Origin of the sequence: Micromonospora sp. NPDC048868, from assembly GCF_043198195.1 — a bacterium.
GTDB lineage: Bacteria > Actinomycetota > Actinomycetes > Mycobacteriales > Micromonosporaceae > Micromonospora > Micromonospora reichwaldensis.
In genome coordinates this window covers 226,611-240,928 of sequence record NZ_JBICUN010000009.1, presented here as the reverse complement: position 1 = coordinate 240,928, position 14,318 = coordinate 226,611, and the positions used below count along the sequence as shown (strand labels likewise).

Below are 14,318 nucleotides of genomic sequence, written 5' to 3'. Positions count from 1 at the left end.
GAACATGCTTCCCGGCGCGGCGCGACGTCTTCAACACCCACCCGCCACCTGTGGACAAACTTGTGGACAACGTCGACGATCAACGGATCGACCATCGCACGGCTCGGCGACCGGCCAGGACGGCCCGGCCAGGACGGCCCGGCCCGGCCAGGACGGTCGGCCGGGGACGAGGACCCTGCTCCGACGCTGTCGAGCTGAATCGTCTACGACATCAGGAGCCGCCTGCCGCCCGTGCCACGCGACGGGTGCCGCCTGGGTCCCGTCACACCCGAGGTTCACAGCCACCCGCCGCGGGCGAGCGGGCGGGGATGAATCGTCTACGACATCAGCTCGAAAGGGGCTACCGGACGAGTTCTGCCGGCAACGCGGCACACGCGCTCCCGTCCGCAGGGCACGTTCCGTCCGTGCGCAGGGGCGGGCGGACGAGCGGGCGGAGGGGCGGGCGGAACCCACCTGGCGCGGTGGCCGTCGGCTCGGCGACAGTGGGTCCAGGTCACACCGAGCCTGCCACGGTCGGGCGACCCACCCGGGGCGGGGATACGGTGAGGGTGTGGCGCTCTCGCTGGCTGTTTCGCCCTGCCCCAACGACACGTTCGTCTTCCACGCCCTGGTACACGGTCTCGTGCCCGGCGCACCGCCGGTCGACGTCACGTACGCCGACGTGGACGTCACCAACACGGCCGCCGAGCGGGGTGCGTTCGACCTGGTTAAGGTGAGCTACGCGGCGCTGCCGTGGCTGCTGGACGACTACCACCTGCTGCCCTGTGGGGGCGCACTGGGCCGTGGCTGCGGCCCGCTGGTGCTGACCCGCGGCGACCACCCCGACCGGCCCGACGGCCTCGGCCGGCCCGACCGGCTCGACCAGCCCGACGACCTCGGCCGGCCCGGGCGGCTCCAGCCCGACCGGCTCGGTGGTCCCGGGCGCGCCGACCTGAGCGGCGCCACGGTGGCGGTGCCGGGCGACCGGACGACGGCGTACCTGCTCTTCCGGCTCTGGGCGGCCGACCGGCCCCCGGCGCGGATCGAGGTCGTGCCGTTCCACGAGATCATGCCGGGCGTCGCGGCCGGACGGTACGACGCCGGGCTGGTCATCCACGAGGCCCGGTTCACCTACCCGCGGCACGGCCTGACCGCCCTGGTCGACCTCGGCGAGTGGTGGGAGGCCGACACCGGCCTGCCCATCCCCCTCGGTGCCATCCTGGCCCGGCGCGGCGCGGTCGACCCGGAGGCCGCAGCCGGGTGGATCCGCGAGTCGGTACGCCAGGCCTGGGCCGATCCGGCCGCCAGCCGGGAGTACGTGCTGGCCCACGCCCAGGAGATGGAGCCCGACGTGGTGGACCGCCACATCGGGCTCTACGTCAACGAGTTCACCGCCGACCTGGGGGACGCGGGATTCGCCGCCGTCGAGGCGTTGCTCGGCCGGGCCGCCGACGCCGGGCTGGTGCCTCAGACCTCCAGCTCGTTGGCGACCGCGTGGACCAGCTGAGCGATCTTCTGCGCCGTCTTGCGGTCGGGGAAGCGACCCCGGCGAAGGTCCGGCTGGACCTTCGCCTCCAGCACCTTGATCATGTCCTCGACGAGGCCGTGCAGCTCCTCGGCCGGCCGGCGACGCAGCTCCGCCATCGACGGCGGGGCGTCTAGCAGCTTGACCCCCATCGCCTGCGCGCCCCGGCGGCTGTCCACCACGCTGAAGTCGATCCGCTGACCGCCCTTGAGGTCGGTGACACCCGTCGGTAGCGCGCCCTTGGGAAGGAACACGTCGCCACCCTCGTCACTGGTGACAAATCCGTATCCCTTGGCCGCGTCAAACCACTTCACTCGACCCGTCGGCACCTGAGAACCCCTGCTTCGCTTGAGCTTGAGACGTCTACCGCTCCAAGGCTAGCCGGATCATGCCGTCCAGCGCCGCCGGGAATCCGGTGAGATCATCCAGCACCACCTCCGCCCCGGCCGCGCGCAGCTCGTCGGCGGTGCACGGGCCCGTGGCGACCCCGATGCCGGGTACGCCCGCCGCCCCCGCCGCCACCATGTCGGCCACGTGGTCGCCGACGTAGTGGGTCGCGCCGTGCTGCCGCAGGGCGGTCGCCTTCCCCTCCGCGAACAGGTCGCCGGCCACCTCGTCGACCACCAGGCCCAGGTGGTCGAGGTGCAGCCGGGCCAGGCGGCCCTGCTTGGCGGTGACCACCAGCACCCGTCCGCCGCGTTCGCGTACCGCGTCGATCGCGGCGACCGCCCCGGGCAGCGGGACGGTGGGTGTGATCGCGTACGCCGGATACAGCTCGCGGTACGTCCGGACGGCCTCGTCGACCTGCTCCGGCGGGAACCAGCGGGCGATCTCCGTACGCAGCGGCGGGCCGAGCCGCGCCACGGCGGCCGCCGCGTCCACGTGCACCCCCGTGCGGGCCGTCAACGCCCGGAACGTGTCGGCGATGCCGGGACGCGAGTCGACCAGGGTCATGTCGAGGTCGAAGCCGACCGTCAGCGCTGCCATGCGGGAGAACGTACCCGCCCAACCCCGGGTCAGCCGGACGTCCGAGGGGCGGGAGGACCCTCTGCCGGGCTAGCGTGGAACGACGATGACCACCTCACTCGCCGACCACCTGCGGTCACTTCCCGACGAGTCGCTCGCCGCCCTCCTCCAGTTGCGGCCGGACCTCGTCGTGCCCGTGCCGGCCGACGTCTCCGCGCTCGCCACCCGGGCCCAGTCGCGGGTCTCGGTGGCCCGCGCCCTCGACGCGCTGGACCAGTTCACCCTGCTGATGCTCGACGCCGCCCGGCTGACCCGGGACGCGGCCGAGCAGACCACCTCCACCGACGCGGTGCTCGCCATGGCGACCGCCGGGCCGCAGCCGCCCGCCCCCACCACCGTCCGCGCCGCCGTGAACCGGCTGCGCGCGCTCTTCGTGCTGTACGGCCCCGAGAGCGCCCTGCGCGTGGTGGCGAGCGTCGACGAGGTCTCCCCGTACCCGGCGGGCCTGGGTCGACCGGCGGCGGAGCTCGGCCCGCGGGCGGCGGCGCTCTGCGCGGACCCGGCGAAGCTGCGGCGGACGCTGCTGGCCGCGCCGCCCTCGGCCCGGGCGATCCTGGACCGGCTGGCCGCCGGACCGCCGGTCGGCAGCGTGCCGGCGGGCGCGTTGCAGGCGCCCCCGCTCGGTGCGGAGGCCGACCTGCCCCCGGACCCGACGAACGGCGGCGTGCCGACCGGCTCGCCGGTGCGCTGGCTCGTTGACCACCACCTGCTGGTGCCGGTCTCCGGCGGCCGGGCCGGCGCCACGGGCACCGTCGAACTGCCCCGCGAGGTGGGCCTGCTGCTGCGCCGCGACAGCGGCCCGCTCGGCCCGCTGCGCAGCAGCCCGCCGCCCGTGGCCACCGCGCCGCGCGAGCCGAAGGCCGCCGACTCCGCCGGGGCCGGGCAGACCATGGAGGTGGTACGCCACACCGAGGCGCTGCTGGAGCAGCTCGCCGCCGAACCGGCACCGGTGCTGCGCTCGGGCGGCCTGGGCGTCCGTGACCTGCGCCGGCTCGCCAAGGGCGTCGGGGTGGACGAGTCGACGGCGGCCCTGCTGCTGGAGGCGGCATACGCGGGCGGGCTGGTCGGCGAGGTCGACCTGCCCGGGGCCACCACCACCCGGCACGGCGCCGACCAGCAGGTCCTGCCCACCGCCGGGTACGAGGTGTGGCGGGCGGGGACGCTCGCGCAGCGCTGGGAGCAGCTCGCCCGGGCCTGGCTGACCATGACCCGGCAGGCCGGGCTGGTCGGGCAGCGCGACGACCGGGACCGGCCGATCACGGTGCTCTCCGCCGAGGCGGAGCGGGCCGGCGCGCCGGCCGCCCGACGGGCCGTGCTGGAGGTCCTCGCCGACCTGGAGCCGGCCACCGGGCCCACCCCCGAGGAGGTGCTGGCCCTGCTCGACTGGCGGGCGCCGCGGCGCAGCCGGGGACGGGAGGCCGCGCACCGGGAGGTGCTGGTCGAGGCGGCCACGCTGGGCGTGACGGGGCTGGGGGCGCTCACCTCGTACGGGCGGCTGCTGCTCGCCGACGTGACCGCCGCCGACGAGCGGGGCGGCGACGACCCGCTCGGGCTGCGGGCGGACACCGAGAGCGGCGACCCGACCAGCGCCGTACGCGCGCTGGACGCGCTGCTGCCCGCCCCGGTGGACCACTTCCTCGTGCAGGCGGACCTGACCGTCGTGGTGCCCGGCCCGCCCGACCCGGCGCTGGCCGCCGAGTTGGAGGTGGTGGCGGAGCACGAGTCGGCCGGCGGGGCCAGCGTGCACCGGGTCACCCCGGCCAGCGTGCGACGGGCCCTGGACGCCGGCTACTCGGCCGACGACCTGCACACCCTGTTCCGCCGGCGGTCCCGCACCCCCGTTCCGCAGGGGCTGACGTATCTGGTGGACGACGTGGCCCGCAAGCACGGCGGGCTGCGCGTCGGCTCCGCCGGGGCGTACGTGCGCAGCGACGACGAGGCGCTGCTGACCGAGGTGCTCGCCGACCGGCGGCTGGAGCCGCTGGCGTTGCGCCGGCTGGCGCCGACGGTGCTGTCGACGCCGTACCAGGTGGGTCGGATGCTGATGGTGCTGCGCGACGCCGGGTACGCCCCGGTGCCGGAGGACGCGAGCGGGTCGGCGGTGCTCGCCCGCCCGAAGACCCGGCGGGCGCCGGCCCGGGTGCCGGTGACGACCCGGACGCTCGACCCGCTGACCACACCGAAGCTGGCCATGCCCCGCCTGCTCGGCGTGGTGGAGCAGATCCGGCGGGGCGACGCGGCGGCCCGGGCCGCGCGACGGGCGCCGGCCGTGGTCCGGAGCGGGGTCGGGCGTACCGGACCGGCGCCGGTGCCGTCCCACAGCGACGCCCTCGCGGTGCTCCAGCAGGCGATCCGGGACCGGGCGCGGGTCTGGGTCGGGTACGTCGACGCGCACGGGGCGACCGCGTCCCGGCTCGTCCGGCCGGTCTCGATGGGCGCGGGCTACCTGCGCGCCGAGGACGACCGGACGGAGATGCTGCACACGTTCGCCCTGCACCGGATCACGGCGGCGGTGCTGGAGGACTGAGCGGTTCGGGTCAGCGCCGGCTGCGGCGTACGGTCCCGACGACGGAGACGATCAGGAGCAGCGTGAACCCGGCGCCGGCCGACTCGCCGACCGAGTCGACGAAGCCCTGTTCGAGCACCAGCCAGCCGAAGAGGAACCAGCCGACGAGCACCACCGCCGCCACCCCGTACGCGACGACGGTGGCGGTGGAGACCTCCTCGACGGGCGACCGGTCGGGCGCGGGACTGTGCTCCGGTATCACTTCACGGTCGACCGTCATCTCCAGCCTCCCCGTCCGGTTCGACGCCTGGCATCCAGCGTGACACCGCCGTGGCGGGAGTGACAGGGGATAAAACCCCGATCGGACGAGTTGTGCGACCTCGGGTGGGGCGGCCGGGCGGCTCAGGTGCCGGGGCGCCGCCCCACCAGCACCACCTTGCTGCCGACCTTGCCCAGCTCCCAGTAGCGGACGGCGTCGCCGGGCAGCAGGTTGACGCAGCCGTGCGAACCGATCGACTTCTCGTGCAGGTAGGTCGTGGTCTGGTGGAAGCCCATGCCCTGGGTGAAGTGCTGCCAGTACGGCAGCCACACCTCGTACGGGTCGGACCACTCCTTGACGTTGCGGTAGTTGATCGTGAACGTGCCGGCGGGGGTGCGGTAGCCGGGCATGCCCGTGCGGGTGACGGTCGGCTGCACGAGCACCTTGCCGTTGCGCATGACCCAGGTGGTCTGCCGGGTCAGGTCGATGCAGAAGGTGGTGCCCGAGCCGGCCCGGCAGCGCGCCGTGTCGGTGGTGGCGAGCCGCTTCGCCACGTCGTACGTCGTGGGCCCGGCGCGGCCGTGGGCGGGGCGGATGTCGTACCGCTTCTGGAACTTCCTGATGGCGGCGCAGTCGGCGGCGGACTGCCGGCCGTCGACGGTCACCCGCCCGAACCCGCCCAGCCGGGCGAGGTACGCCTCCACCTCGCGCTGGTGCTCGCCCTGCGGGCACCCGGCGACGGACGGCGACGCGGTGGGCTTCGTCGCGGGGCGCGTCGGCCTCACCGTGGGGCGCGTCGGTTGCGGCGTGCTCCGCGTCGGCTTGACCTTGGGCTTCGGCGGCGCCGTGGTCGGCTGCGCCCGCTGGTCCGGCCCGGGCGCGCCGCTCGCCCCCGTTACCCGCTCCGCAGCCCCGGCCGCGACGGGTCCCCCGCCCCCACCGCCACCGGCCTGCGGATCGAACGTGCACGCACCGGCACCGACCAGCGTGACCACTGCCAGGGCGAGCAGCCGGCTGCTGATCCGGACGTGTTTCATGCTGCCTCCCCTGACAGGTGTTCCCTTTGCTAGACGTTGCGAGTACCGCTCCGGTTGCTCCTGGTGACCAGATTTTTCTGCGGTCACCCGGCTGCGTGCAACACTGGTGGGTCGGCCCGGGCGGGTCAGTCGCCTCCCGGACAGCCGGCGACCCGAGGTGGAGGAGAGGCACTGGCGTGAGCGGTGGACCCCTGATCGTGCAGTCGGACAAGACCCTGCTGCTGGAGATCGACCACCCGGATGCGCAGGCGTGCCGGATGGCTATCGCGCCCTTCGCCGAGCTGGAGCGATCCCCGGAGCACGTGCACACCTACCGGCTGACCCCGCTCGGGCTGTGGAACGCGCGCGCCGCCGGCCACGACGCCGAGGGCGTGGTGGACTCCCTGATCAAGTACTCCCGCTATCCCGTGCCGCACGGGCTGCTGGTCGACGTGGCCGAGACGATGGACCGGTACGGCCGCCTCCAGCTCGCCAACGACCCGGCGCACGGCCTCGTCCTGCGGGCGCTGGACCGGCTGGTGCTGATCGAGGTGGCGAAGAGCAAGAAGCTCGCCGGGATGCTCGGCGCGAAGCTCGACGACGACACGATCGCGGTGCACCCGTCGGAGCGGGGCCGGCTCAAGCAGGCGCTGCTCAAGCTCGGCTGGCCGGCCGAGGACCTGGCCGGCTACGTCGACGGCGAGGCGCACCCGATCGAGCTGGCCGAGGCCGGCAAGGACGGCCGCAAGCCGTGGACGCTGCGGTCGTACCAGCGGGAGGCCGTGGAGGCGTTCTGGGCCGGCGGGTCGGGCGTCGTGGTGCTGCCGTGCGGCGCCGGCAAGACGCTGGTCGGGGCGGCGGCGATGGCCGAGGCGAAGGCGACCACCCTGATCCTCGTCACGAACACGGTGGCGGGCCGGCAGTGGAAGCGCGAGCTGATCGCGCGCACGTCGCTGACCGAGGAGGAGATCGGCGAGTACTCGGGCGAGCGCAAGGAGATCCGCCCGGTCACCATCGCCACGTACCAGGTGCTCACCTCGCGCAAGAAGGGCACGTTCACCCACCTGGACCTGTTCGGGGCCCGCGACTGGGGCCTGGTCGTCTACGACGAGGTGCACCTGCTGCCCGCGCCGATCTTCCGCTTCACCGCGGACCTCCAGGCCCGTCGCCGGCTGGGCCTCACGGCGACTCTGGTACGCGAGGACGGCCGGGAGGGCGACGTGTTCAGCCTGATCGGCCCGAAGCGGTACGACGCGCCATGGAAGGACATCGAGCAGCAGGGCTGGATCGCCCCGGCCGAGTGCACCGAGGTACGCGTGACGCTCACCGACGCGGAGCGCATGTCGTACGCGACGGCGGAGGCCGAGGAGCGCTACCGGATGGCGGCCACCGCCCGCACCAAGCTGCCCGTGGTCAAGGCGCTTGTCGACCGGCACCCGGACGACCAGGTGCTCGTCATCGGCGGCTACATCGACCAGCTCCACCAGCTCGGCGAGTACCTGGACGCGCCGATCGTGCAGGGCTCCACCACCAACAAGGAACGGGAGCGGCTGTTCGACGCGTTCCGCTCCGGCGAGATCCGCACCCTGGTGATTTCGAAAGTGGGAAATTTTTCCATCGACCTGCCCGAGGCGGCCGTGGCGATCCAGGTGTCGGGCACGTTCGGCTCGCGGCAGGAGGAGGCGCAGCGGCTCGGCCGGGTCCTGCGGCCCAAGGCCGACGGGCGACAGGCGCACTTCTACACGGTCGTCTCCCGCGACACCATCGACACCGAGTACGCGGCCCACCGGCAGCGCTTCCTCGCCGAGCAGGGGTACGCGTACACGATCGTCGACGCCGACGACGTCCTCGGCCCGAAGCTCCCCACGGTCGACTGATCTCGAGGCGTCAGGGCTCGGCTACGGCGCCTGCTCGCCCTGCTCCCGCATGTCGGCCATGACTTCCCGCAATAACTCTTGGTGTCCTTGCAGAGCAGCCGTCTTGGAGGAGGCGAGCCACGAGAGGGACGGGAACCGGCGCAGGTGGCAGCGAACTCGTCGTCCTGGGCCGACCACGTGACGCGGTAGGCATAGTGGAGCAAATCCGGATGGGTGTCACTCTGCATCGCTGTCTCCTCCGCATCGCCTCAACGAGCACCGTCGGCGAAGCCGACGACGGACTAGTTGCGTCTCTGGCGTGGGACGGTGACCTGCTCGATGCGGGCGGTGATGGCACCGACAAAGGCAGCGAAGCCAATTTCCGGATCGGGCTGGCGAATCGGCGCGTCCGTCTCGCGCGACGACGTGACGAGGCAGGTGGCGTCGTAGAGCCCAGCGTCCATCAGGCGCTTGCAGAAAATTGCGTACCGATCCAGGTAGGAGGTGTCCGCGAAGACCGGGTCGACCGGCAACATGCCGCTTCTGGGCCTCCCCGTGCGGGTCGACCCCTCCGCTTCTTCGAGCAGGAGCACGTAACCTAGCCATGGCCTCAGCGGCCCGAGCAAGCCGTGCTCGTAGGCATGCCACACGTCGACCGCGCTGCCGATCGCCTCTTCGTTCCGGTTGTTGAAGTTGTTGCCGAACGAGGGGCCGACGTGGGACTTCAGCTCGATGGCCGCGAAGAGTTCGCCCTCGTGAAGCACCACCAAGTCCCACTGCTTGGTCGGCCGGAAGTAGCCGGGCAGCTCGACTCCGGACTTACAACGCACGTCGTCCGACGGAAATCCGGCGTCGCGGAAAACATTCGCCAGCAGTTCGGTCAGCGCGTCGAGATGGGCACCGCCGGTGACCGCGCCCCGTCCTCCGGTGTCGGACCTGCCCGAGAGCAGTTTCTTTGCGGCCTGCGACTCCCGAACCACCCAGGAGCTACGCACCGCCTCCTCGAACGCACGTTGGTCCATTGATCGAAGCCTCCAGATCCGAAATCCCGTACACGCGTAGGGCAGCCTTCGTCGCCGCCTGCGTATCCCGCCTGTCGAATGCGGCGGCTAGCGCGGCGCGCTCGGCGGCCGGGATCGTCTCGGGCCGCGGAACGCGGATCCGGCGGAGGTACTGGGCTTGGAATCGAAGGGTGCCACCGCGCATCTTAACGGCGTACGCCTCCACGAATGCTTGCGCGACACGGGAAAGCAACAGTCCACCTAGGACACGAAGGTCCCAGGCATCGGAGACGATGTAATACAGGTTGTGGTGCGGATAGAAGCCACCCTCGTCCAAGACGGGGTGGATGGTGGTCTTCATGTCCGGGAAAAGCAGTTTCGGGCGGTCGACCAGGGAGTGGTCCACCTTGTCGATCGTGCGGTACCAGTGCGCCGGCCGCTTGCCGGCGACGTGGCGACGCTTCAGGGCCGCAGCGTGCCGCTGGTAGTACGCCTGCAGGCGTGGGAGGCCGTCCAGGTCCACGAGTTGCCCGTCGGCGTCCCAAGGGTCGACGAGGTAGTGACCGGACCAGGAAAGGGTGCCGGATGTCGTATCACGGACCATCGACAGCGGCAGCAGCCGCCGCGGCTCGACATCTGCGCCCGTGGTGATGAAGACGCTGTCCGCGCCCGTCGCCACGCCGATGCCGACCCGGGTACCGGTTGTTACGTCTTCCAACGGAGGAAATCGCTCGTTCAATGTCTCGATCAGGGCGAGCCGTGAGGGAGACCCGGATGGCCAGGATCCTCCCCCACCGAACCAGTGAGGCAGCCGGGCGATCTCGTACCGCTCGTTCGCCCTAGGCTCGGACTCTGCGTTGGCGATCCACTCGAGCAAGTCCGGGGCGTCCTGTGGCCCGAAGGCCCGCCGGGTGTCCGCCACGACAGCGGTGCCCTGCGGGGCGCGGCGCAGCACGGTAACGGCGGGATATGCGGCAACCTGCGTCTCGAACGCGTCCACGTCATGCATCGTCAGGGTGACGTCGACGCTGTAGTGGGTGGCGATGAGTTCCCGCAGATGCCGGCCGTACTGGTTGCGCATCCAACGGTCGGCACAGATGAAGGCAAGCACCCCGCCCGGTTTCAGGGAGCGCAGTCCACGCTCGTAGAAGCCGACATAGAGATCGGACCGGCCGGTCATGGTGGAACACGCGGCGCGGTAGGCCAGCATCCGATCGGCCGGCACATCCTCCAGCCGTACGTACGGCGGGTTGCCCACCACGAAGTCGACGCTCTCATCGAGGTAGGCATCGAGGAGGTAGTCGCCCTGCCGCACCCACGCCGCCGCCACTTCGCGCGCCTCATCAAGGGGCCAGCCTTCATCGACCAGAACGTCCCGAACCAGCCGCCTGCTGGCCGCCACATTTGGTTCCAACAGGTCGAAGGCGCGTAGGGCGTCCTTCGCGTCGAGAAGTGGCCGGTCGTGCTTGCGGCATGAGGAACTGATTCGGGCTGACATCGAAGCCAGGAAGGCGCCGCCTCCGCAGGCCGGCTCGATCGCGACCAGTTCGGCGAGGTCACGGTCAGCGGTGTAGCCAGCCAGGTCAAGGACCAGGTCAACGACCCAGCGGCGGGTGAACACCTCTCCGTGCTCGATCGACTCGATTGGAATCGCGGCCAGCGGCGAAAGCACCTCATCGTGCCCGAACTGCCGCATCTGCTCCGCCGCCCCGCCCATCTGCCGAGCATAGGGCACCACACCGGCCGTGGTCCCGACCAGCACGCCCGGCCTATGCCGATCTTGCGCTTCACCACGGACTTCTAGGCCCATCGCCGGATGAGCCTCACGGCCACTCGGCGCGCGAGGACGGCCGTGAGAGCGACGTCGGCGTGACCTGGGCATCACCGCCCGCAGACGGCGCATGAACAGAACCCAGCTCAGTTCGGGCCGGTGGCGCCGGTCGGCTCGGCGTCAGAGGACCCGGCGGTAGCCGGCGTGGACGATGCGCTCGGACGCCTGCGCGTACCACCCGGGGTCAGCCGCCGGTCGGGTGCCGAGGCCGTCGACGTACCGGTTGAACATGCAGAAGGCCGCCGCGATCAGCACCGTGTCGTGGATCTCCAGGTCGGTGGCGCCCTCGACTCGGGCGGCCTCGACCAGTTCGGGGGTGACCTCACGCCCACTGAACTGGACGGCCCCGGCGATGCGCAGCAGGGCACGGAGTTTCGCGGAGACCGGTGCGCTGTCCAGGTCGGCGCGCACCTGGTCGACCAGGGTCATTCCCTCGTCGAGCTGCGCCGCCGCGTACGCCGAGTGCGCCGAGCAGCAGTAGGTGCACTCGTTGCGGCCGGAGACGTACGCGGCTATCAGTTCCCGTTCGCCGGGCGTGAGCGGGTGCGGCCCTCGCAGCAGCACCTCGACCAATTCCAGCAACGGTTGACCGGTCTCCGGCCGGAAGCTCAGCGGCCCGCGGATGCCCGGGAACTCGGCCTCGTCCACCCCTAGTTCGATGTGTGCGATGGGGTCACTCTCCCGGATTTGAAACGGTCCCTGATCGCGCCTATCAATCGAACCTAGTGAATCGGTTGCGCCATCTCAAGAGCATGTTGCCCGGCTCGGCGCCCGCGTCGAGCCCGGCGGGGTCACCGTCTCAGCCGAGGACCAGCAGGGCGTGTGCCATTGGGTCTTCTGTGACCGGCCACTGCCCGGCGGCGCGCGGTGTGCGCTGCCCACCGACCACCTGTCGCCCTGCGCGAGGCGGTGCGGCCGGGCATCTGATCCGTAGTTGGTGAACCAGATAGGGAGCTTTCGCTCAGATCCACGCGTGAGAACTGCCGTGCTCACCGTGGCCCGGATGCCGACTTCTCGATGTGCGGGGCGGTTGCGGGTCGCACTGGTACGGACGTGCGTCACGTACTCGCCGATCAGGCCTTCCACGTGCCTGCGCAACTCGGCCCGGGGCCGAGGCCAGGCTGGCAAGCCGTGGAGTCGCCGCGTGCGGCTGGACCGCAAGACAGCAACCACGTTGCTGCGATCACCGTCAGAACCAGAGCTGGACCGGCGACGACCTCTGTTACGACAGCCCAGGCCGGAAACGGGCCACCGTCGTTCGGGGCGCTCACGAGAAAGCCGCCATATGCCGACCGGACGAGGATCGGACCGGTCCACAGATAAAGCAGGGCGCGGCCGGGCCTGACCCGATGACGCACCAGCAGCCCACCGGCGGCGAACAGAACGGCCGCGCCGGTCACCGAGGTAACCACCAGCATCAGCAGCAGGACGACATCCATTCCGCCGCCGTACATCGCCTCCGCGTCAAGCGCGTCACGAAGGACGATGCGGGCTCCGCTTACTGATTGCGCAAGACCCAACGCGCCACCGGCGAACAGCCAGAGGGAAGGACGCACGGGGCACGATATCAAGCTGGACCGGGATCGAATCGCGTCCATGGTGGATGGGGAATTCCGGCTCACCGGCTCAGGACGGTCTCCCGTTCCATGTGCGACAGCTTCTCGGGATTGCGTACGGCGTAGATTCCGGTGATGAGGCCGCCGTCGATGCGCACGGCCAGGACCGTGTCCATCTCGCCCTTGAGTTGGACGATCAGCGCCGGGTGGCCGTTGACCTGTGCCGGCCGCCACGACGTGCTGCCCGCGACCTTGCCCCACCCGCCGGCCAGTAGGCGGGCCACCTTGTCGGCTCCGAGGATGGGCCGCGGGACTGCCTGCTTGATGCCGCCACCGTCGCCGAGCAGGACCACGTCCGGCGCGAGGATGTCGAGCAGGCCCTGCAGGTCGCCGGTCTCGACCGCCCGCTGGAACGCGTCGAGCGCGTACCGGGTCTCGGCCGCGGAGACGACGCGGCGGGGCCGGCGCGCCGCGACGTGTGCGCGTGCCCGGTGGGCGATCTGGCGGACAGCGGCGGGGTTCTTGTCGACGGCTTCGGCGATCTCGTCGTAACCGAGGTCGAACACCTCGCGCAGCACGAACACCGCCCGTTCGGTTGGTGCCAGCGTCTCCAGCACCAGCAGCATCGCCATCGAGACGCTGTCGGCCAGCGCGACGTCCTCGGCGACGTCCGGAGCGGTGAGCAGCGGCTCGGGCAGCCAGGGGCCGACGTAGGACTCCCTGCGGCGGCTGAGCGTACGCAGTCGGACGAGTGCCTGGCGGGTGGTGATGCGGACCAGGTAGGCGCGCCGGTCCCGGACCGTGCCCAGGTCGACGCCCGCCCACCGCAGCCAGGTCTCCTGGAGGACATCCTCCGCGTCGGCGGCCGAGCCGAGCATCTCGTACGCGACGGTGAAGAGCAGGTTGCGGTGGGCGAGGAACGCCTCGGTGGCCGGGTCCGGGCGATCGTCGGCGGCGGTCTGCGGCGTACCCACCATGGGTGGCTCCTGTTCCTCGCGACTGCGTCACCCATTAGATGCCGGACCGGGCCGTTCTGTGACACCTCCGGTTGTGGCAGTCGTCACCCCGGCCGCGCCGTCACATGGCGCTGCACGCCGGCATCTCGTGTTCGTCCAACCGAATTCCAGGAGTGAAGGACGGAAGCATGGACGCCCGATTCAACTTGTTCGACAACGAGGTCGCCGGGAAGTTCGCCAAGCGGTTCGCGAACGCCGGCCTGGTGATCCAGCAGTCGCCGCTGCCCAGGGCCACGCAGGAGTTGGTGTCGCTGCGGGCCAGCCAGATCAACGGCTGCGGCTGGTGCATCGACATGCACACCAAGGAGGCCGCAGCGGCCGGCGAGAGCGCGGTCCGGCTCAACCTGGTCGCCGCCTGGCGCGAGTCCACCGTCTTCACCGAGGCCGAGCAGGCCGCGCTGGCGCTCACCGAGGAGGGCACCCGGCTCGCCGACGCCTACCAGGGCGTGTCCGACGAGACCTGGGCCGAGGTGCGCAAGCACTACGACGACGATCAGGTCGCCGCGCTGGTCGCGCTGGTCGCCCTGATCAACGCGGCCAATCGCCTCGCCGTGATCGTGCATCAGCGGGGCGGCTCCTACCAGCCGGGCATGTTCGCCGCCGCGTTCGACTGAATCGAGATCCGGCCCGGGATCGGCCGGCCCGGGGCCGACGGTGGCGGGGGGGGGGCGCGCCCCCCCCCCCCCCCCCCCCCCGCCCCCCCCCCCCCCCCCCCCCCCCCCCCCCCCCCCCCCGCCCCACCCGTAC

Annotated in this window: 14 protein-coding genes; 5 read left to right on the top strand and 9 right to left on the bottom strand. The window is 71.7% G+C overall.

The window, feature by feature from the left end:
• The first annotated feature begins 4 nt into the window (after nt 1-4).
• Complete coding sequence (locus ACGFNF_RS17275; protein ID WP_393168904.1) at nt 5-1,486, top strand: 1,4-dihydroxy-6-naphthoate synthase; 1,482 nt, start codon at nt 5-7, stop codon at nt 1,484-1,486.
• Here the strand turns inward: ACGFNF_RS17275 and ACGFNF_RS17270 are convergent.
• Both ACGFNF_RS17270 and ACGFNF_RS17265 read right to left on the bottom strand, forming a co-directional pair.
• Nucleotides 1,447-1,833 (bottom strand): cold-shock protein, encoded by a 387-nt coding sequence (locus tag ACGFNF_RS17270; protein WP_132231948.1) that lies wholly within the window; start codon nt 1,831-1,833, stop codon nt 1,447-1,449. The two genes, ACGFNF_RS17275 and ACGFNF_RS17270, sit on opposite strands and share 40 nt — an antisense overlap.
• A gap of 34 nt (nt 1,834-1,867) precedes the next feature.
• Nucleotides 1,868-2,491, bottom strand: coding sequence for an HAD family hydrolase (locus ACGFNF_RS17265; protein WP_393168900.1), 624 nt, complete (start codon nt 2,489-2,491; stop codon nt 1,868-1,870).
• Between the two features lie 85 nt (nt 2,492-2,576).
• Here ACGFNF_RS17265 and ACGFNF_RS17260 point away from each other — a divergent pair, with 85 nt between their 5' ends.
• Entirely contained in the window at nt 2,577-5,057 is a 2,481-nt protein-coding gene (locus ACGFNF_RS17260) for a helicase-associated domain-containing protein (RefSeq protein WP_393168898.1), read from the top strand.
• A gap of 10 nt (nt 5,058-5,067) precedes the next feature.
• On the opposite strand, the gene ACGFNF_RS17255 is transcribed toward ACGFNF_RS17260, so the two are convergent.
• Complete coding sequence (locus ACGFNF_RS17255; RefSeq protein ID WP_151457787.1) at nt 5,068-5,316, bottom strand: hypothetical protein; 249 nt, start codon at nt 5,314-5,316, stop codon at nt 5,068-5,070.
• Between the two features lie 122 nt (nt 5,317-5,438).
• Complete coding sequence (locus ACGFNF_RS17250) at nt 5,439-6,332, bottom strand: L,D-transpeptidase family protein (RefSeq protein WP_393168896.1); 894 nt, start codon at nt 6,330-6,332, stop codon at nt 5,439-5,441.
• Between the two features lie 176 nt (nt 6,333-6,508).
• On the opposite strand from ACGFNF_RS17250, the gene ACGFNF_RS17245 reads away from it, so the two are divergent.
• Nucleotides 6,509-8,188: a DNA repair helicase XPB gene (locus tag ACGFNF_RS17245; protein WP_393168894.1), complete on the top strand. Its 1,680-nt coding sequence runs from the start codon at nt 6,509-6,511 to the stop codon at nt 8,186-8,188.
• A 281-nt stretch (nt 8,189-8,469) separates the two neighbouring features.
• Here ACGFNF_RS17245 and ACGFNF_RS17240 read toward each other — a convergent pair whose 3' ends face one another.
• The 3 genes from ACGFNF_RS17240 to ACGFNF_RS17230 all read right to left on the bottom strand — a co-directional run bounded on the left by ACGFNF_RS17240 (nt 8,470) and on the right by ACGFNF_RS17230 (nt 11,668).
• Entirely contained in the window at nt 8,470-9,189 is a 720-nt protein-coding gene (locus ACGFNF_RS17240) for a PaeR7I family type II restriction endonuclease (protein WP_357576789.1), read from the bottom strand.
• Nucleotides 9,155-10,930 carry an Eco57I restriction-modification methylase domain-containing protein gene (locus ACGFNF_RS17235; protein WP_357576788.1) on the bottom strand — a complete coding sequence of 592 codons (1,776 nt, stop codon included), beginning with the start codon at nt 10,928-10,930 and terminating at the stop codon, nt 9,155-9,157. The genes ACGFNF_RS17240 and ACGFNF_RS17235 overlap by 35 nt, the downstream gene beginning before the upstream one ends.
• A gap of 189 nt (nt 10,931-11,119) precedes the next feature.
• Nucleotides 11,120-11,668 carry a carboxymuconolactone decarboxylase family protein gene (locus ACGFNF_RS17230; protein ID WP_357576828.1) on the bottom strand — a complete coding sequence of 183 codons (549 nt, stop codon included), beginning with the start codon at nt 11,666-11,668 and terminating at the stop codon, nt 11,120-11,122.
• Between the two features lie 46 nt (nt 11,669-11,714).
• On the opposite strand from ACGFNF_RS17230, the gene ACGFNF_RS17225 reads away from it, so the two are divergent.
• Complete coding sequence (locus tag ACGFNF_RS17225) at nt 11,715-11,933, top strand: hypothetical protein (RefSeq protein ID WP_393168979.1); 219 nt, start codon at nt 11,715-11,717, stop codon at nt 11,931-11,933.
• Between the two features lie 139 nt (nt 11,934-12,072).
• Here ACGFNF_RS17225 and ACGFNF_RS17220 read toward each other — a convergent pair whose 3' ends face one another.
• Nucleotides 12,073-12,555, bottom strand: coding sequence for a hypothetical protein (locus ACGFNF_RS17220; RefSeq protein ID WP_393168891.1), 483 nt, complete (start codon nt 12,553-12,555; stop codon nt 12,073-12,075).
• Between the two features lie 62 nt (nt 12,556-12,617).
• A complete protein-coding gene (locus ACGFNF_RS17215; protein WP_357576786.1) occupies nt 12,618-13,532 on the bottom strand; it encodes an RNA polymerase sigma-70 factor in 915 nt (304 codons plus the stop codon).
• A gap of 167 nt (nt 13,533-13,699) precedes the next feature.
• Between ACGFNF_RS17215 and ACGFNF_RS17210 the strand changes: the two genes are divergently transcribed.
• Nucleotides 13,700-14,185, top strand: a complete 486-nt coding sequence (locus ACGFNF_RS17210) for a carboxymuconolactone decarboxylase family protein (protein WP_357576785.1) — start codon at nt 13,700-13,702, stop codon at nt 14,183-14,185.
• The last annotated feature ends 133 nt before the right edge of the window (nt 14,186-14,318 follow it).

What these genes read in the sequence shown, in the direction of transcription:
- ACGFNF_RS17275 (WP_393168904.1), top strand. Translation starts at nt 5, where the DNA reads ATGCTTCCCGGCGCGGCGCGACGTCTTCAACACCCACCCGCCACCTGT.
- ACGFNF_RS17265 (WP_393168900.1), bottom strand. Translation starts at nt 2,491, where the DNA reads ATGGCAGCGCTGACGGTCGGCTTCGACCTCGACATGACCCTGGTCGAC.
- ACGFNF_RS17260 (WP_393168898.1), top strand. Translation starts at nt 2,577, where the DNA reads ATGACCACCTCACTCGCCGACCACCTGCGGTCACTTCCCGACGAGTCG.
- ACGFNF_RS17255 (WP_151457787.1), bottom strand. Translation starts at nt 5,316, where the DNA reads ATGACGGTCGACCGTGAAGTGATACCGGAGCACAGTCCCGCGCCCGAC.
- ACGFNF_RS17250 (WP_393168896.1), bottom strand. Translation starts at nt 6,332, where the DNA reads ATGAAACACGTCCGGATCAGCAGCCGGCTGCTCGCCCTGGCAGTGGTC.
- ACGFNF_RS17240 (WP_357576789.1), bottom strand. Translation starts at nt 9,189, where the DNA reads ATGGACCAACGTGCGTTCGAGGAGGCGGTGCGTAGCTCCTGGGTGGTT.
- ACGFNF_RS17215 (WP_357576786.1), bottom strand. Translation starts at nt 13,532, where the DNA reads ATGGTGGGTACGCCGCAGACCGCCGCCGACGATCGCCCGGACCCGGCC.
- ACGFNF_RS17210 (WP_357576785.1), top strand. Translation starts at nt 13,700, where the DNA reads ATGGACGCCCGATTCAACTTGTTCGACAACGAGGTCGCCGGGAAGTTC.